This is a genomic window from Victivallis sp. Marseille-Q1083, assembly GCF_903645315.1.
In the GTDB taxonomy this organism is placed as follows: Bacteria; Verrucomicrobiota; Lentisphaeria; order Victivallales; family Victivallaceae; genus UMGS1518.
Window position 1 is genome coordinate 601,986 of the sequence record NZ_CAHJXL010000001.1, and the last position, 19,051, is coordinate 621,036.

12 protein-coding genes are annotated in these 19,051 nt (G+C 57.5%); 10 read left to right on the forward strand and 2 right to left on the reverse strand.

All coding sequences use genetic code 11. The annotated features are described in order from the left end of the window. The first annotated feature begins 225 nt into the window (after window positions 1–225). The 6 genes from ribF (at window position 226) to HWX74_RS19945 (ending at window position 9,099) form a co-directional block, all read left to right on the forward strand. Entirely contained in the window at window positions 226–1,212 is a 987-nt protein-coding gene (ribF, locus tag HWX74_RS02390) for a riboflavin biosynthesis protein RibF (protein WP_176012019.1), read from the forward strand. Between the two features lie 210 nt (window positions 1,213–1,422). Then, window positions 1,423–2,421, forward strand: a complete 999-nt coding sequence (locus HWX74_RS02395; protein WP_176012020.1) for a MerR family transcriptional regulator — start codon at window positions 1,423–1,425, stop codon at window positions 2,419–2,421. A gap of 218 nt (window positions 2,422–2,639) precedes the next feature. Further along, window positions 2,640–4,283 (forward strand): type IV pilus twitching motility protein PilT, encoded by a 1,644-nt coding sequence (locus tag HWX74_RS02400; protein ID WP_176012021.1) that lies wholly within the window; start codon window positions 2,640–2,642, stop codon window positions 4,281–4,283. 4 nt (window positions 4,284–4,287) lie between these two features. Next, window positions 4,288–5,346, forward strand: a complete 1,059-nt coding sequence (locus HWX74_RS02405; RefSeq protein WP_176012022.1) for a type IV pilus twitching motility protein PilT — start codon at window positions 4,288–4,290, stop codon at window positions 5,344–5,346. Between the two features lie 161 nt (window positions 5,347–5,507). Next, window positions 5,508–6,695, forward strand: a complete 1,188-nt coding sequence (locus tag HWX74_RS02410; protein ID WP_176012023.1) for a pyridoxal-dependent decarboxylase — start codon at window positions 5,508–5,510, stop codon at window positions 6,693–6,695. A 103-nt stretch (window positions 6,696–6,798) separates the two neighbouring features. Continuing rightward, window positions 6,799–9,099, forward strand: a complete 2,301-nt coding sequence (locus HWX74_RS19945; RefSeq protein ID WP_217704824.1) for a DUF4091 domain-containing protein — start codon at window positions 6,799–6,801, stop codon at window positions 9,097–9,099. A 27-nt stretch (window positions 9,100–9,126) separates the two neighbouring features. On the opposite strand, the gene HWX74_RS02420 is transcribed toward HWX74_RS19945, so the two are convergent. Next, window positions 9,127–9,966, reverse strand: coding sequence for a helix-turn-helix transcriptional regulator (locus HWX74_RS02420; protein ID WP_176012024.1), 840 nt, complete (start codon window positions 9,964–9,966; stop codon window positions 9,127–9,129). A gap of 183 nt (window positions 9,967–10,149) precedes the next feature. Between HWX74_RS02420 and HWX74_RS02425 the strand changes: the two genes are divergently transcribed. From HWX74_RS02425 to HWX74_RS02440, 4 genes are read left to right on the forward strand one after another with little or no spacing between them, the layout of a single operon-like run. After that, complete coding sequence (locus HWX74_RS02425) at window positions 10,150–12,438, forward strand: hypothetical protein (RefSeq protein WP_176012025.1); 2,289 nt, start codon at window positions 10,150–10,152, stop codon at window positions 12,436–12,438. Beyond that, window positions 12,435–14,681: an alpha-L-rhamnosidase C-terminal domain-containing protein gene (locus HWX74_RS02430; RefSeq protein WP_176012026.1), complete on the forward strand. Its 2,247-nt coding sequence runs from the start codon at window positions 12,435–12,437 to the stop codon at window positions 14,679–14,681. Before HWX74_RS02425 ends, HWX74_RS02430 begins: the two co-directional genes overlap by 4 nt. A gap of 2 nt (window positions 14,682–14,683) precedes the next feature. Continuing rightward, window positions 14,684–16,873 (forward strand): glycoside hydrolase N-terminal domain-containing protein, encoded by a 2,190-nt coding sequence (locus HWX74_RS02435; protein ID WP_176012027.1) that lies wholly within the window; start codon window positions 14,684–14,686, stop codon window positions 16,871–16,873. Window positions 16,874–16,931: 58 nt separating this feature from the next. Then, a complete protein-coding gene (locus HWX74_RS02440; RefSeq protein WP_176012028.1) occupies window positions 16,932–17,657 on the forward strand; it encodes a type II secretion system protein in 726 nt (241 codons plus the stop codon). A gap of 235 nt (window positions 17,658–17,892) precedes the next feature. Here HWX74_RS02440 and HWX74_RS02445 read toward each other — a convergent pair whose 3' ends face one another. Then, on the reverse strand, window positions 17,893–19,047 hold the full coding sequence (locus tag HWX74_RS02445) for a C45 family peptidase (protein ID WP_176012029.1): 1,155 nt from the start codon (window positions 19,045–19,047) through the stop codon (window positions 17,893–17,895). Between the last annotated feature and the right edge of the window lie 4 nt (window positions 19,048–19,051).

Genomic DNA, 19,051 nt, shown 5'->3' on the forward strand with positions numbered 1-19,051 from the left:
TTCCTCCTGAGCGACAAGGCTCGTCGTTTTATCGTCATTTTGCCGTCATCCCCGCCGCCCGGCCAGCCGAATTTCAGCAAAAATCCGGTTCAAATCCCCGAATAACGGCCGATGACGGTTGAAAAAATCCGTTTTTAATATACTTTGTGATAATGGTGATTGCAAAGATGTTTTCCGGCAATCCCGCATAAAAAATACCATCGGAGCAAATCATCCGGAAACTTTATGACAGCAAAGCAAGTTGAAGAAATGACCGGTCAGCGCCGGGCGCTGCTGGTCGTCAATCATGTCTGTGATCTGCGGTCCGCCCATTACCGGCGGATCGCCCTGGCAATCGGCGTTTTCGACGGCGTTCACCGCGGTCATCAGAAACTGCTGCAAACCCTGGCGGAACTGGCGGCCGCCACCGGCGCCAAACCGGTGGCGCTGACCTTTCATCCCCATCCGCGCGCCCTGCTGAAACCGCAGGAAAAACCGCTGCTGCTGCTGCCGCTGGCCAATCGCGTCGAACTGCTGCACCAATACGGCGCGCAGGCGGTGGTGGTTAAAAAATTCGACCAGGAACTGGCGACGTTGTCGCCGCAGGCATTTCTCGACGCGTTGCTGAGCATTCCGGAATTGGAGATTGCCGGCATCTGCGTCGGCAGCGCCTGGCGGTTCGGACACGGCGGCGGCGGCGACTGCCGGTTGCTGGCCGGCTACGCCGCGGAACGCCGATTCCGCCTCGAACCAGTGCCGGAGCTGGCCATTGACGGCGAAATCGTCAGTTCCAGCAACATCCGGCGCGCCGTGGCGGCCGGGCGGTTCTCGGCCGCCGCCGCAATGCTCGGCCGGCCCTTTTCGCTTTACGGCAAAGTCGAGCACGGCCACCGTCTCGCCGGCACGGCACTCGACCATCCGACCGCCAACCTGGCCGTCACCGACACCATTTTGCCGCCGGACGGGGTTTACGCCGCCCGGGTCAACCTGGAAGAAGGCTGTTTTCCGGCTGCGGTCAACATCGGAGTGGCGCCGACCTTCCGTTATACCGCCAGCCCGCGCCGGGTGGAAGTTCATGTGCTGGATTTCCACGGCAACCTCTACGATGCGTCGCTGCAGGTGGAGCTGCTGCAATATCTGCGGGAGGAGCGCTGCTTCATCTCGCCGGAGGAGTTGAAGAAACAGATCGGATCGGATATCAAGGCAATTCGCCGGACAATCGAAATTCGTTGACTTCGGGTGGAAAATCATGAAAAACCCCGAAAATTTCACTGTAAAATCAAAGGAACAGGTCTTTCCGAAGCGCGGAAATGCAGCGTCAGCCGCACGCCGCGCCGGGAACGGAAACCGCGAAGAGTCCCCGCCGCTTGGGGCGGCACGTTCGAAATTCCGGGGCCGCAGGCCGGGGAAGACCGCGTTTCAAGGAAAACTGAGGAGACCAATATGACCGAAGAAAAACAAGTGTACAGCGTCGCCGAGCTGGTCGACGCCGTCGGAGTGCCGCGGACCACGATCAACGACTGGCTGGCGCGCTACGCCAAATACATCGATTTTGAAACCCGCGGCAAGCGCAAGGTCTATTTCCCGAGTTCGGTCGCCGTCCTGCGGGAAATCAGCGGGCTGCGCAACGCCGGCAAATCCAGCTTTGAGATCGAAGACGAACTGATGCGCAACCATCCGTTGCGTCCCGATCCGGTCGATCATCCTGACGTGCCGCCGCCGGAAGCCGGAGCCGAATCCCAGGCGCTGGTCCGCCAGGTGCCGGCCGAAGAAATCGCCAAAATTTTCAACCACGAAATTCAAAGCCTGAGCTCCCGGCTGGAAAATTACGACCAGTTGAACAATCACTTGCGGACCGGCCTGCGGCGGATTTATCTGCCGATGATCGTCGGTTTCCTGGTGCTGTTCGCGGTCGGTTTGCTGGCCATCGTCGTCAGCATCGCCGTCATCCAGAATTACAATGCCAAACAGACGGAGGCCGGCCGGGCGGCCGGCGCGGCACTGAACGCCCGACTGGAGGCCGCCGCCGAGTCGCTCTCCTCGGCCAACCGCGGCGACACCGACCGTATCCTGGCCGCCCAGGCGGAAAAATTCGACGCGCTGATGCAGCAGTTGAGTGCCGAGCGCCTCAACTCGGCGAACAATCTGGACAAGCTGCGCGGTGAATTTCTCGAAGAGCGCAGGCAGTTCGCTGCTGAAATGGAAAAAGTACGCCAAAGTCTGCTGGCCCAGAAACAATCGGAACTGCAGACATTGCGCGCCGATTTCGAACGCCAGCTTCAGGAGCGCGACCAGCGGTTGAAACAACTGCAGGAAAAGCTGGCCCAGACGGAGGACGCTCTTTCGCAACTGCGCAACCGGCCGCTCGAACCGGCCGGCGAACCGGACGGACCGGCCGCTGAGGCCGCGCCTCCGGCAACCCCTGCTCCGATCGACAATTGACCCGCTTCCAACCGGTGCCGGTCCGGAACAGTTGTTCGGACCGGCACCGGTGACATTTTTTCTAATTTTCCCGCCTTCCAACTGCCTTTTCGGCGAAATTTTGCTACAAATAAATATTTTCCTGAATTTTTTTAAGACAGGGGGTTGACAAGCCACCCCCGAATACGTTATACTTAATGGTAGCAGGGGAACTTTACCGAACAGGAAGGGATAACGCAATGAATCTGGAAGTTCAGTGGTTTATCGCCGTGTTGGTCCGGAATGAGGTGATCAGTCAAGAGGAGGCGCTGGAGCTCTGGGAGGAGCTGGGCGGGGAATCGGTGCAGATCGAGGATTATGCCCAGGCGATTCTGGGCATGGCAACCGATGAACCGATGTCCGAAACCGAAATCCAGGCCATCATCGATCAGATGCAGCAATATGTCGACGAGGCGTTGGACAACGCCGAACTCGGCACAGCGCCGGAGCTGTTCGCTCCGCCTGATACCGGCGTCCCGTTCCCGCCGCCGCGCAATCCGGCCGGACCGGCAGAGCCGGTGCCGAAGGCCGAAGAAATTCCGCCGCCGGAAGAATCCGCCTCCCTCGGCGCTTTCGGAGAACGCATCACCCCGGAGGAATTGTTCGGTTCGGTGTTGCCGTCGGAACCGGCGGAAAAAGAGGAAGCCTTTCCCGAACCGGACGGCCATTTGAACTTGGACACGTTGCCGAAGCTCGATAAAATCGCCAATTTGAGCGATGAGGCGCTGCAGCAGTTGATGATGCAACTGCTGCAGGAATTGCGCTCCCAGGGCGCCAGCGACTTGCACCTGGTCGCCGGGGCGGTTCCTTTCGTTCGCCATTGCCTGAAATTGTATACCATCGGCAACCGGCCGCTGGCACCCGAGGACGCCTACCGGCTGAATACCGTGCTGTTGAACGAAGAGCAACTGGCAAAATTCCAGCGGCAGCAGGATTTGCTGACCGCCACCGACATGGGACACAGCCGGTTCCGTACCAGTTTGTTGATGCACAAAGACGGCATCGCCGGCAGCTACCGCCTGCTGCCGGCGACCATTCATCCGCTGATCGAGCTCGGTTTCCTGCCGCCGGACATCAAAGTCATCGAAAAGCTGCTGGACTTCCCGAACGGCCTGATTCTGGTCACCGGACCCTCCGGCGGCGGCAAAACCACGACGCTGGCGTCGCTGGTCGACATCATCAACCACAAGCGTTTCGACCATATCGTCGCCATCAAGGACCCGATCGAAATCCTTCACGAATCGGTCAATTGCAACATCACCCAGCGGGAAATCGGCCGCCATACCGCCGATTACCATACCGCGCTGCGGGCGGCACTGCGGGAAGACCCGGACATCATCGCCTGCGGCGAGCTGCACGACCTGGAGACGATCGAAAACGCCGTCACCGCGGCGGAAACCGGCCACCTGGTCATCGGCACGCTGCACACCAGCGATGCGGCCAATACGCTGAACCGGATTCTCGATGTCTTTCCGCCGCTCCAGCAACCGCAGGTCCGGGCGATGGCGGCCGGCAGTTTGCGCGGCATCATCTGCCAGCGGCTGCTGCCGGCGCTGGACGGCACCCTGACGGTCTGCTATGAAATTCTGATCAACACGATGGCGATCAGCAATCTGATCGCCGAAGGCAAGACGCACCAGTTGAAGGCGGCGATGCAGACCGGCAGCAAAAGCGGCATGCGCTCCTTCGACCAATGCCTGATCGACAAATTCAAAGCCGGGCATATTTCATCGGAGGTGGCGTTCGACCACATGAGAGACCCGGAAGCGATCGAGATTCTCAAGCAGGAAGTCGCCATAAGGGAAGCGAAAAAACTGATGGCCAACCGCAAGAAAACGAGGTAACGTCATGCGCAATATCGATTCATATTTGCATACCCTGCTGGAACGCAAAGGTTCCGATTTGCACTTCGCCGCCGACCAGCCGATCCGAATCCGGCTCAACGGCCGGCTCGAAGCGATCGATGAAACCAGTTATTCGCCGGACGATGTTGAAGAAGCGATGCAGGCCATCTGTCCGCCGGATCGCTGGGAACATTTCAAACAGACCCATGACCTGGATTTCGCCTACGAAATTCCGGAGGTCGCCCGGTTCCGGACCAATTTCTTCGTCAACACCAACGGCCCCGGCGCGGTGCTGCGCCATATTCCAAGCCGGGTGACGACGCTGAAGGAGCTCGGCATGCCCAAAGTGATGACCGATCTGTGCCATATCAGAAGCGGACTGATCCTGATCACCGGGCCGACCGGCAGCGGCAAATCGACGACGCTGGCGGCGATGATCGATTATATCAACTCCAACTATTACAAGCATATCATCACCATCGAGGAGCCGATCGAGTTCGTCCATGCCAACAAGCGTTCTTTCATCGTCCACCGGGAAGTCGGCGTCCATTCGCCGTCCTTCTCGCAGGCGCTGTTGAGCGCCATGCGTTCCGACCCGGACATCGTGCTGATCGGCGAAATGCGCGACCTGGACACCATCCGGACCGGATTGAGCTGCGCCGGCATGGGCATGCTGGTCTTCGCCACTCTGCACACCAACAACGCGCCGAAAACCATCGACCGGATCATCGATGCCTTTCCCGCCGACGAGCAGGCCCAGATCCGGACGATGCTGGCGGAAAGCCTGCGCGGCATCGCTTCGCAGATCCTCTGCCGCCGCAAAGCCGGCGGCCGGGTGGCGGCGCATGAAATCCTGCTGTGGAACGAAGGGTTGCCCAATTGCATCCGGGAAGGACAGATTTCCAATATCCGGACCATCATCGAATCGCACAAATCGGAAGGGATGTGCTCGATGGACGGTTCGCTGCGGGAACTGATGCTCGCCGGAGTCATTTCCGCCGAGGAGGCGTACATGAAGGCGTCCGACAAGAAATTGTTCCAGCAGTACGTTTCTTTCATTTAGTACCGTCGGATAGCACAATAAAAAAAACTGAAACACCCCCGAAGTCGGACAAGCTAATGATTTGACAAAAGCGAAACTGTAAACTATAGTAGAACCATTGTTTTCCGCCGGAGCTTTCCCGGCGGTTTCTTTTTTGTCTGATTACTTTTTGAGGGCCGCCAATGAAAACCATCTCTCTGCCGTCCCGGCCGGACACGGCGACGCTGGCGCATCTGACCGACTGCGCCAGGGCGCTGGTCGACCGCCAGTTCCACCAAATGGGCTATCCGTTCGACCAGGAGGTCAATCTGCGGGATTATTACCGCTGGCTGGCGGAAACCGGGCTGGCCGATGTCACGCTGATCAACGTCGGCGATCCGTACAAAACCGAGTGGGATATGCTCAATACCGACGAATTCGAACGCCGGGTCATCGATTTTCTGGCCGATTCGTTCGGCTTCAACGGCAGCCACTGGGGATTCGTCACCAACGGCGGCACCGACGGCAATATGCACGGCATCTACTTCGGCCGCAAGGCGCTGGCCGCCCGTTCGCCGCTGCCGCCGATTCTCTATGTCTCGGAAGAGGCGCATTATTCGGTCAAAAAACTCGGAGATGTGCAGAATATCGAAACCAGGATTATCGCCGCGCAGCCGGCCGGACCGATGGATATCGCCGATTTCCGCCGGCAACTGGAACCGGGACGGCCGGCACTGGTCGCCATCGCCATCGGCGGCACGTTCAAGGGCGCCATCGACGATCAAGCCGGCATCGCCGCGGTACTGGCGGAAATCCGGCCGCCGGCGGTCTACCGCCACCTGGATGTCGCGTTGTTCGGCGGTTATCTGCCGTGGCTGGAGGACGCGGAAGCGCGGCGGATTCTGCAGGCCGAAGTTCAGCATTTTGATTCCCTGGCGGTTTCCGGTCACAAATTCCTGGCCATGAATGAACCGGCCGGCGCATTTCTCTGCCGGAAAGCTGTTCTCGACGACCTGAACGCCATCGAGGTGCCCTATCTCAACGGTGCCATTCCGACCATCAGTTGTTCGCGCAGCGGCTTCGACCCGCTGAAACTTTACTGGCGGGTGATGACCACCGGAGCCGAAGGATTCCGGGCGCAGGCCGCCCACATTCTGGCGATGACCCGGCTGCTGCAGCGGAAGCTGGCCGACCATCAGGTGCCGAACTGGGTCAATCCGTGGTCCAACACCGTCTGCTTCCGGCGGCCGGCGCCGGAAATCGTCCACCGTTACTGCATGGCCTGCAACGACTGCCGTCATTTCGGGCCGCTGGCGCATGTCGTCGTCATGCAGTATTTCACGCCGGAACTGGTCGAACAGCTGGCCGGAGATATTGCCGCGCATCAATGAACGAATCCATTCTCCGGCCGATTGAAATTTGCATGACGCCCCAAACGGGGGTATTTTATGACAAGGAAAACCAAATTATCAGCTTTATCGAGGGACGCCGATTATGAAATTTCTGTTCAACTTCCTCTTCGTCTGCTGCCTCTGTCAATTGGCAGCGGCAGCCCCGTTCCGCCTGATGTTGCCGCTGCCGGCGGAAAAAGCGGCCGGCCAGTTCTCCCTGCCGGCCGCCGAGCTGTCGCAAAACGACTGGCAGGATTATGATTTCCTGGTCGCTACCGTCGACAATCCGGCCGACCATCCGGTCGAACTGGCCATCCGGCTGACGCTGCAAAACGGGGAACGCACGTCACTGGACCAAGAAAATTTCCTGCTCCAGCCCGGAGAAAACCAATGCCGCCTGGCGTTCAATGACACGATACGCCTGCTGCCGGTCGCCGAAGTGACGTTTTCGGTGCTCCCGCCCTCGCAGGACGCGGTGAAATTGACGGCGTTGCAACTGGAAACACTGGATTTGGAAGAAAAACGCCAGCAATTGAACCGGGAACTGGAGGAGCTGCAAATCCCGCCGGGCGGCATGCGCCTGCCGGCCGAAACCAATGAGCAGCGCAGCGAATATGCCGCGCAACTCAACGACCTGCGCCGGATTGCCGCCAATGCCGTCAATGTCGATGAACTGCTGACGGCGTTGCGCAAAGCGCGTCATTTCAATGCCGACCGGGAAGTGGCCGAACTGGGTATTATCTGCGAGCAGTACACCGTTCAGGAAGCCATCGATCTCGGGCTGGCCGGCGAACTCACCAACCGCTGGTTCGATCCGATCGACCGGATTTACCGCGACCGGCCGCTGCCGCCCCAATCCGCCACCGGCCGTTGTATCGAAGCGGCCCGGAACGAAACGGAAGCCAAGCAAGTGGCCATCTATGCCGTCAAGGATTTGAACAATCTCACCTTCCGGCTGAGCGGCGATCTGAAAAGCATCAGCAATGACGTACTGCCGGCGACCGCAGTCAAAATTTATCCGGTCGGTTATCTCCGTTCCGACTGGACCGATTATTATGCGCCCGGTCACGGCTGGACGCCGGATCCGCTGCTCGAAGGCCTGGAAAGCTTCCAGCTGCCGCGCCAGACCTGGCAGCCGTTCTGGCTCGAAGTCACCATTCCCGCCGATCAGGCGCCGGGCATGTATTCCGGTTCGCTGCAAATCCGGGCCGATGAACTCGGTTCGGTGCAAACCGTCCCCTTCCAGGTGAAAGTCTGGAATTTCAAGCTGCCGCAGCAAAATTCGCTGCCGACCGCCGTCGGCCGCCGTTACGATACGCCGGCTTTTCTGGCGCTGGCCGGCAACGGCCAGCCGCCGACCGGGCAACTGGCCGAAGAGTGGCGGCAATACCTCACCGGCGAGCGCGATGACGGCGCGTTGAGCGACGACTGCCGGAAACTGGCGGAAATCATGAAGCGATGCGAAGCCGAGTTTCTCGCCTGCCGGCTGCCCGACAGCCGGATTTTCAATCCGGACGTCATCGCCGAAACCGTCCTGACAGCCGGCAGTGACGACCTCTGCCTGTTTACCGTCACGGCGGAAACCGATCTCGATGTCCGGATCGCCCAATTGCGCCAGTTGGTTCCCGCTCTCGACCAGGACGACCGTTATAACCGGACCTACGTGTTTCTCGACCGTTCGGCGCCGCCGGACAGCGCGGCCAAACTGAAAGCGGCTTTCCCCAAATTGCGGCTGATGAGCCAAACCGCCGTCAACCATCCGGCGCCGCCGGAAGTGGAGCTGAGCGTCACCCCGCTGCAGGATTTTCTCCGGCTGTCTTCGCCAATCCAGGCCGAAAACACCGACTCCACCTGGTACAGCGTCGCCCGCCGGCCGCTGCCGCCGGGTGCCAACTGGCTGCTGGAAACGCCGCCGGCCGGTACCCGGCTGTTGACCGGCCTGCTCGCCGTCAAACTCAAAGCCGGCGGCTTCTTCCACCGACCGCTGCTGCAGTGGGGAAATATGGTCAATGACCAGTTCGTCCCCTGGCGTCAGCCGATCTCCGGCGGCCCGGAAATTCCGCCGGAGCAATTCGGAACCACCGAATTCAGCGCCGACGGCTTTCTGCTCTATCCGGGCGTCAACGGTCCGTTGCCGTCGATCCGCCTGAAACTGGTCCGCGACGGGCTGGAGGATTATGAATACCTGCAACTGCTGTACGCGGTGCTGCGTCAGGCCCGGGAAGGCAAAATCCGGCTGACCAAAGCCCAGATCGCCCAGTTGGAAAGTCTGGGCGCCATCAACGATTCGCTGGTCAAAGACGCCACCGATTACGATCGGACCGGCAAACAACTGATGCAACTGCGCAGTGACATCGGCGACCTGCTCAACGAAATCGGTAGCAACCCCAAAATACAGTGGTAATTTCACTTCTGGGTCGCATCGTCTTATTCAGCACGCGTTTCCATGGGGACAACACGCTTTTTCATGCCGGAATTGGCTGGGCGATACCCCAACGTGTTGCCGGAACAACTTGGAAAAATGGAACTGGTCCGGATATCCGACCTTGCGCGCCACTTCACTCACCGGCAGATCGGTACGCTGCAAATACCGTTTGGCCAGCTCCAGGCGCCGTACAATCAGATATTGAATCGGCGACATGCCGAAATGAGCGCGAAAACATCGGCTGAAATAATTCGGCGCCTGATGAATCACGGCAGCAATACGCGGAAGCGACAGTTCCGGATTCATGAGATTCGCCTCAATGAAAGCACGGGCTTCCAGCAAAGGCGACGGCACCCGCACCCCGCCTCCGTCGCCTTTGTTCTGAATGCGCCGCAATTCGAGAAAAAGGCCGCGCAGCCATAATCGGATAATGTCATCGTCGCTCTCCCGGTATGCCGTACACTCCTCGTAAAGGTTCCAGAAATAGCGCAGCGCGGTATCTTCATACAAGAAACGATACGGGGTATTCACCTGGATACCGCCGGCGGCAATCTCCCGGGCTACCTCTTCCTCCTGTGCAAAGATCCAGGAACCGCGCCACATTGAACGAGTCAACCCATGATAATAGACCTCATGCGCATTATCCCACAAAATGCAGCAATATGCCGGAATCTCGCTGACATTCCCATCCACCCATAACCGAACCGGCTCCTGATTGAAAATCAGATAATATTTTACATCGGCGAAAAGATGCGGCACCACCCGTTCCCGGTTGCCGTGGCTCCCGTGAATGACAATACTGGTGATAACGCTCCGGCTGAAGTCCAATTTCATGGAATTCATCATTTACCGCCTTTCTTTCCTCATTCGTTTGCAACGATAACACGATATATTTCCCGTGTCAAGAAAATATGATCGCCAACGGGCCTGTTTTTTATAGAAAGTAAGAAAAGTACATGATAATTCCCAGAAAATCCATTGCCTTTTTGTTGGGTTTTCGCTATACTAAAATAAAAAGAAGGAAATCATATGAATAAAAAGATTCTCATTTGTCTATTATCTATCCTGTTGAGTGTGTGCTGTATCGCCACTCCTGCGCCGACTGCGGCCATTCTCCTCAACGACACGCCCGGCGCCATGGATACCGAGGCGGACTTGCTGAACGGCTTGGGACGGATTGACAAATACCGCATAAGCGAACTGGAACGCTTGAACCGTCAGTTGAACGAATATGACATCGTGATTTTCACCAGTTGTGCCAATTACTCGGCCGATCGCAGTTTCGACGAATGCGGCGATGTCTGGCGTGATTATGTCGCCAACGGCGGAACGATATTGGTGATGGATGCCAATTACGCGTCCACCACCGATCGGATTGCGGCGCCGTTTGAGGATTCGCCGCGCTCTTTTGTTTGGGCGCCATGTCAGATCTCCAGCGAAAGTTACAGCGACGGCCGCATTGCCGAAGGCAGTGAAATCCGGTTGGGAGAACCCATGTCATTGGAAAAATATTTTCTCAAGATGAGAGCGTGGCAACACTTTCCGGACGCTCCCGACGGCTGGGAGCCGCTGATCGTCTGCAAACATGGTCAGCCGTTGATGCTGGAACGCCGGTATGGGCAGGGCAGCCTGATCATCACCACTTATTACGGACTCTATTCCATCGTCGGCAAAGAATTTATCCGGGATCTGGTCGGGAATGTGCTCTTTCACCGCAGGTGGGAACGTGAAAAACTGGAAATGACCGCCAATCGGCTGTCTTTTGAGGCAGATGGCGTTCACTGGCAGGGAATGCTTCACGCCGGCGCGGCCGATACGCCGAAACTCACGGCGCGGCTGCTGGACGAGTCCGGAGCGGAACTTGGACGGAATGAACTGAAGTTCAATGCAGACGGCGAGGCGGAATACCGGATTGAAGTTCCTGATCCAGACCGGGCGGTAACCACCGTGATCGAATCGGAATCGGCCGGTTTTCCGGTTTACTCGCGGTTGTGGCCGGCGCCGGATCGCCGGGTGCACTGGCACCTGCCGGCCCGTTTGCAGCCCGGGCAACTGAGCCGGGTGCGTATCCAGTTGAATAATTTGCCGGACCGCGCCTGTGACGATGCCGCCGTCCTGATATCCGGTATTGCGTTTCCGGCCACCGTGGGAGAGGACGGGTTGCTGCGCTGTAATCTCAGCGGGCTTGAGCCCGGCGACCATCAGGCGGCGATTTGGCTGGACGGCAAAGAAACCGAGCCGCAAACCTTTACGGTCACTGCACCGGAAATGTATTTAAACATCGATGAAAACGGCTGGCTTTCCCGTAACGGTGAAGCGTTTTTCCCGATCGGCTTATATCATGTATCCCGCGCTTCCGGCGTGACGGCGGAAAACCGGATGAAATGCCTGGATTTTGCCGCCGAGAACGGCTACAATCTAATCTTGATGGCTACCATCGGCGACGAGGAGGATGACCGGTTCATGGCGGAAGCCGCCCGCCGCGGCATCGCCATTTACTGCGATGTAAGATCACTGGATATCATCAAGGCCAAGCGCGGCGACTGGTCCGCGGTCGTCAGTTGGGTACATGAACTGGATGAACCGGAACATTGGGGGTACAGCCGGGAAAATGTCCTTCAACGCGCCCGGAATATCTATCGGCTCGATCCCCAGGGCGTGCTCTTTTCCTCCATGGAAACGGCCTCAACCATTGTATCCTATTCCGGGGTGACGGATATGATGGCGACCCACGGCTACCCGATTCCGTTCAATCCGCTCCGGCTGGTTTATGACAAAATGGCTCTTCTGACTGCAATGGCGGAAAAATACATGTTCGTTCCGATCGGCACCATCCAATCTTTCGGCTATCCGCGGCCGGAAGACGCCGCCGGCGGCTATCCCGGGCTGCCCACACCGCAACAGATCCGCAATATGGTCTGGCAGGCGCTTTTGGCGAATGTGCACGGCATTCAATTTTATACCTATGCCGATGGCGCATTTCTGCTTGACGACTATCCGGAATTGTACGAATGCATGCGGCATATTCCGGAGGAAATACAACTTGCGGCGCCGTTTTTGCGCCACGGGGAATTCACCCGCCTGGAAACCGGCGATCGGGAAATCGAAGGCGGTATCTGGCAGTTGAACGACCGGAAATTGATTGCGGTTGTCAATCTCTCCGATATATCCCGCAGTTTGAACTTGAATTTCGAAACGGCAAACGCCGTTCCTCTTTTCGGCAGCCGGGCAGTTACAGCGGACGCCGCCATCACGCTGGCGCCTCACGAAGTGATCATCTGGAGCCGCAACCATCCGTCCGAACCGGAAAGACCATGACGACCATGACCCGCAACTCTTTCAAACGTGAAATTCCGGTATTCCCAGCCAAAGCCCGTTGGATCTGGCTGCCGGAGCAGGAGTTTCCCAACGCTCAGGCAACGCCGGTATCATATTATACCGATCATCACGGTTTCGCCTTCGGCAGCGCCGTATTCCGGCAGAAGGTCACGCTGCCGGAGCGGCTGGACGACTGTCGGCTGCTGGTCACCGGAGACAGCAAATACCGGCTCTTTGTCAATGGCGAAATCGTCTGCGACGGCCCGCCGGAAATCGGCGGCGACTGGAACAATCAGGAAGTGCCCGACTGGTTCTTTTATGAAAGTTACAAGGTCGCGGCTCCTTTCCGGAGCGGCGTCAACGAAGTGGTTGCGGAAGTGATGCTGCAGGGCGATTCCCAGTGTGATTACTCCACCGGACACGGCGGTTTCCGGCTGGCATTGCTTGAGGGCGACCGCCTTCTCCTGGGAACCGATGAAAATTGGGAATGCCGCTTTGATACCGGCCGCCGCCCGGAGCGGATTTACTTTCCCGAGCGTGAACCGGTGACGTGGACCCGGGCGCAATGCCTGGCGGCAGCCGTCTCGCAACGCTGGAAACTGCGGTACTATCCGTTGCCGCCGCTGGCGGTACAGGAAGTGTTCCCGGATCAACTGAACATCCGGTTCGGCGGCGAACGCATCAGCGGAACCGAAGATTTCCTCGGCCGGCGCGGACCTCTGGTGCTTCGACACGGCTCGCCGGTCACTTTCGCGTTGCATTTTCCGACCGAAGTGGCCGGATGTGCGGAATTTGAAATGGAAAGCGCCCCGGGGGCGCGGTTGACCGTCCGCTATCAGGAGGTCGAGGGATTTCCGCATGAATACGATGAATACTGTACCAACGGCGGACGCGTCAAATTCCGCTTTCACAGTGTGGAAGCCGTCCTCTGGCTGGAAGTCTCGGTGGTGTTTGCCAGCTTCGGTTACGAGGGGTACGACGACGTGCGGCTCTACAAGCTCAGCATGATGTCGCAGGGATTTCCGCTTGGAGAAGCCGCTCCATTCCACAGTGCCGATTCGAGCTTCTCCGCCATTCGGAAGTGTTGTGAAAATACCCTGCGCATGTGCATGCAGCGTCTGCACTGGGATTCGCCGGTTCACAAAGAAGGGCTCGGCTGTCTGGCCGATTACCGGATTAACGCCTTGCAGAGCTATTATCTCTTTGGCGAATCCCGGCTGATGCGGCTTGACCTGATCCGAATTGCGTTATTGTTGTGCCAGAAACAGCATCTGCTGTTCCATACCACCTACAATGCTTTGTTTCCGGTGATGATCTGCGAATATATTCTCTACTCGGGGGATCATACAATTCTGGAGGAACCGGAGATTCCGCAGGCGGTCGCTCTTGTATTTGCCGGGCTGCACCAGCTGGAGGACGGTGACGGGATGCTGACCCGGGCGGACAATTATATGTTTCTGGACTGGCGCGCCATCGGGGATTGCAATTATCACCATCCCGACCGGAGCAACGGCGCGGCGAGTCTGACGGCATTTTTTGCACTGGGGCTGCAGGCCGGCGTTCGATTGGCCGAATGGCAGGGCACTCAGGACCGTGCCGAACAACTTCGCCGGGCATACAACCGGATACAAGAGAATTTTCATCGGCATTATTTTGACGCCGGGCGCCGGCGTTACCGGAACGGTCCGGATACCGACAACGCGATTCCGCAGACCGGAATCCTTGCCATTCTGGCCGGGCTGGCACCGCAGGAGATTGCGGCGGAGATTATCGACGACCTGTGCGACAAGACGCTCCAGCGTCAGGTTCAGCCGTATTTCTGCCATTATCTGTTTGACGCGCTCGCCGCAGTTGACGCCTATGACCGGCGCGGTTCCGAGGTCTTGCATTTGTGGGATGAACTGGTCGCGGAACACCCGGAAAGTCTGAAAGAATGCTGGGATTGCGGCGACTACTCGCATAGTTGGAGCGGTACTCCGGCGATCCAATTCGGCAAGCGGATTCTAGGAGTGATTCCCGAAGCTCCCGGTTTTGCCGCGTGCCGGATTGCGCCGAAGCCGTGCGGCCTGCCGCACGCCGCCGGCAGCGTGCCGACGCCGCATGGCGAAATCGGGATCGAATGGACCCGGACGGCCGAATGTTTTCAGATTCGAATCCAGCACCCGAGGGCAGTTAAAATTCACTTTTGCCCGCCGGATGGTTATCCCCTTGAAAACTGTATCCTGAAAGAAAAAAGCGATTGAACATGAATGTGAAAAAGTGGAAAATAACCGCACCGATTACGCGCTGGGACGAAGCCGTCCCGGTGGGGAACGGCCTGATTGGCGGCCTGTTGTGGGGTGACGGACGGAAAATGAAACTGTCGTTGGACCGCTGCGACTTATGGGATGAGCGCACCAATGGCGTCTATGAGCATCCGGACTGGTCATATCGGGCGTTGCAGGAAATTGTTGCCACCGGGGATGAAGCGCGGCTGGCCTTGCAGGATGAATTGTATGAACGCATTACGGCCACCAAATTGCCGGTCGGGCGTATTGAAATCGATTTTTCGGTACCGGAAGCGCTGCAAACGTTCGAATTGGATATGGAGCATGCCATCGCCTGGGGCGCCGATGCGACGGGAGCCCGCCGCATCGAATGTTTCGCCGCCGCCGATCAGAGCGGCATTTATTTAAAGCTCGCCGCGCCGCAGGCGGCAACGCTGCGCATCGTGCCGCCGGATTATGATTCGACCAAGACGCTGGACGATCAGCAATTTGTAAAAAGTCCGGCTGGACTGGGCTATCCGGCCGGACAGTTGAAAACAACCGGGCGATTGATGTATTATGTGCAGCAATGTGGTGACGGCGGTTTGCATTATGTGATTCTGGTCAGGAAAATTGCCGGAGACGTCTGGTTTATTTCGGTGGAACGGGTTGATTCCGCCTCCGAGCCGGCGGCATTGATCACCCGTTTTAATGACGATGGTTTTACGGCAGCCGACTGGGAGAGCGCCTTGTCGCTTCATACGCAATGGTGGCGCAACTTCTGGAATCATTCGGGAATTTCTTTGGACGACGATCCGGAAATGGAGCGATTTTATCATTTGAATCGCTATCTCTTCGGTTCGGTTTCCCGGCAAAATACGCCGCCCGCTTCATTACAGGGGTTGTGGACCGCCGATGAAGGGACGCTGCCGCCGTGGAGGGGAGATTATCATCATGATTTGAATACGCAGTTGACTTATTGCGGTTATCTGACCTGCGGGGATTTTTCCTGCGGCGAAAGTTTCTTCAACCATTTGAGCAGTCAGTTGGAAATTCACCGTGAATTTACCCGGAGGTATTATGACTCCCCCGGCATCGGCCTGGCGGGAACCTGCACGCTGGGCGGCCAGGCGTTGGGCGGCTGGCCCCAGTACAGCATGTCGCCGACCAACAGCGCATGGCTGGCCATCATGTTTGTGCAGCATGTCCGGTATGCGGGTGACGAGGAATTTCTGCGTCACAAGGCGTGGCCGTTTGCGCATGGGGTCGGCGAGTTCATCGAGCACCTGCTGTACGAGGACGACAACGGCAGGTATCGCCTGCCGTTGTCAACCTCTCCGGAGATTCATGACAATCGCCTGGAGGCCTTTCTGGGCGGTTTCTCGAATTACGATCTGGCCTTGATCCGCAAATTGTTCCTGGAATTGATCTACCTGGCGGAACAACTGGACGATCAGGCGGAAAAAAATCGCTGGCAAGCCCATCTTGCCAAACTGCCGGATTTCGCTGTTGATCCGGAAAAAGGACTCATGCTTTGTCCCAATGAAAATTTGATGGAATCACATCGGCATCACTCGCACTTGCTGGCGATCTGGCCATTGCGATTGTTGAACATGACCGATGATGGGGAAGTAATCACGGCATCATTGCGGCATCTGGACCGTTTGGGCAGCGGTTATTGGGTGGGGTTCAGCTATCCCTGGGCCGCGGCAATGGCTGCGTACTGCGGCCGGGGAGAGCGGGCCCTGAAATTTCTGCAGCATTTCTGTGACGGCTTTCTCAGCCGCAACGGTTTCCATCTCAATGGCGACTTCAAGGATTTGGGCTACAGTTGGGTGAAATATCGTCCATTTACGTTGGAAACAAATTTTTTAGCGCAGCAGGTGATACAGGAAATGCTGTTGCAGACCCATGCTGGAACCATTCGGATCTTTCCGGCGGTTCCAAATAGCTGGCGAACCGTGTCGTTTGTCAACTGGCGCGGCGAGGGCGGAGTGAAAATAAGCGCTTCGCTGGCCGACCATCGGATTACGGCAGTGCGGATTGCGGCGACCAAGCCGGTTTCGCTGCAAATTGTCAATCCGTGCCGGAATATTGAACTGTTGTCTTGTTCGCATCCCCATTGTGATCCATCTCAAAATATCTGGTCGGTACACCTGAAGGAAGGAGAAGAATTTATGTGTGTATGATCAGGCTAATAATTTTCCTGTCAGTAAAAAATCAATTAACCCATCGGGAGTAAAAAAAATGAAAAAAAAGAATTTTACACTCATTGAACTTCTGGTCGTGATTGCGATCATCGCCATTCTTGCTTCAATGCTGTTGCCGGCATTAGGCAAAGCCAAAGCGGCGGCCCAGGGTGCCAAATGTACCGGCAATCACAAACAATTCGCTCTCGCTTTTGCGATGTACGCCAATGACAACGACGATTCTGTGTTGCATGCATTCTGGGATGTGGACAACAAAGATTGCTGGTACAGCCAGGTGTGGCCTTATATCCAAAGTATCGAAGTTTATGATTGCCCATCGTCTTCTCTGGATGTAAACACCTATAACAATAACAACATCCATGTGGTCGCAACCGATCCTCACAAGGAGTGGCATTTTCCACATGCAATCGGTTACAATGTAAAACTCGGCGGGAATTCAGAGGGCGGTCATTGGACCTCTCCGAAAGCGATTACGAAAACAACTGCCATGAATGCTCCCGCTCCGTTATTTGCCGATGTCTGGAACTTTCAGAACCTGTTGGCTCACACGATGACCCAGGACAATTTGGCCAAAGCCGTCCGCGACAACGACGCGCTGGGTCTGTTCGACTGGCGTCACCGCGGCCGCGGCAATATCGCGTTCTCCGATGGACACGTGGAAATGATGTCCGGCAAACAGGTCTGGAGTACGGTCGAAAGCATGGACGCTCCCAGCAGAGGCTATGCCTGGGATAACGCCAATTACTGGATGAGCGGACAGTAAGAACAACAATTCCCTGTCTGTCTATCGGCGCTTTTCCCCAGGAAAAAACATTTGGGAAACGGACGGGAGCCGGCAACGAACGGTCCCTGTTATCAACCGGACCGGGTTGACGATACCATGCGATCCCGGCGACCGATACAGTCGGCAACCCTCCGGCTCAACCTGAAAACCAGCACGGGGCGATATGAACGCCCTGTACTGGTTTTTTCGACCAAACGGCTTACGCCGCAAGCGATTATTCGGGATTCCCGGCAGGAAGCTGCCGGTACCATTCCACCAGTTCAGCCAGGTTGATCCGGCTGTAAGGTTCGTCACAGGCCAGCGACGACGGCCCGGCGTCCGCCCAACTCAAATCCAGCGTTTCCGGTTCGAAGATCGCATTCTGCAAATTCGATTTCATCGCCACCGGCCGTTTGATCATTTCGATCAATGCCGGCGTATCGATTTTGCCGTAATTCGCTTTGATCCGGTCACGCAAATGGCCGAACCGCTCGCCGCCGGACAGGTAAACGACGTCTTCGAACGCTTCCGGCAGCAGCGGGTGCGCTTCACCCGGCCTCAGGATCTGCGGTTCTTCTCCGGCTTTGGCCGCCACGCCGGCCAGATCGCCGGTACGGTCCGAAAGGACGTAGTAATATTCACAGGTATGCGGCACTTCCTTCATCAACTTCAATGCCTCCTCGACCGTGCCGCACTCCTCCATGATCCGGCGCATCAGGAAATTCATCGGCAGCCCGTCCCAGTCGCCCTCGCCGCGGCCGCCGAGTTCACCGATCGCCAGACCCGACGCGTTCATCGCCGTCACCGTGCCGATGAAACCGGCGTAACCGACATTGCACCAGGCCCGTCTGCCTTCCGGCAGGCAGACGGTCAACACCGCAAAATCCTGCAAACCGATGTCCCGCATATAATCCAGCACCCGCGCCTGCCGCACTCGGCCGCCGGCCGACGCTTTGCCGCGCACCGCGATGCCGCTGCAGTGAAACATCTCCGGAAAAAGATTGATCTGACGGCCCGCTTCCGGCCGTATCCCGGCCGCCCGGCTCATCGCATCACATTCCGTCATGAAACGTTCCGGCAGAAACGGCGCCGTCCGGCTTTCCACTTCAGCAATCCGGTCGAAAAACCAGTCGTCTTTGAAATAAAGATAACCGGCCGCCGTCAGCAGAATCCGTTGATACATGCCGTGAATTTCCGGCGCCAGCAAGCTGCCCTGCGCCTCGCCCATCTCCGCCGGCGAGCCGGCCACGAACAACACCCGTTTCCCACCCGGCAATTCCCCGAGCAGTCCGTGGTCCGCCCGCCGCAATATCTTCAAATCCGGCGCGCCGAACGCCGTCAACACCGCCGCCAGCAGCCAGCCGGCCAACCAATATTTTATCCGTTTCATTTTT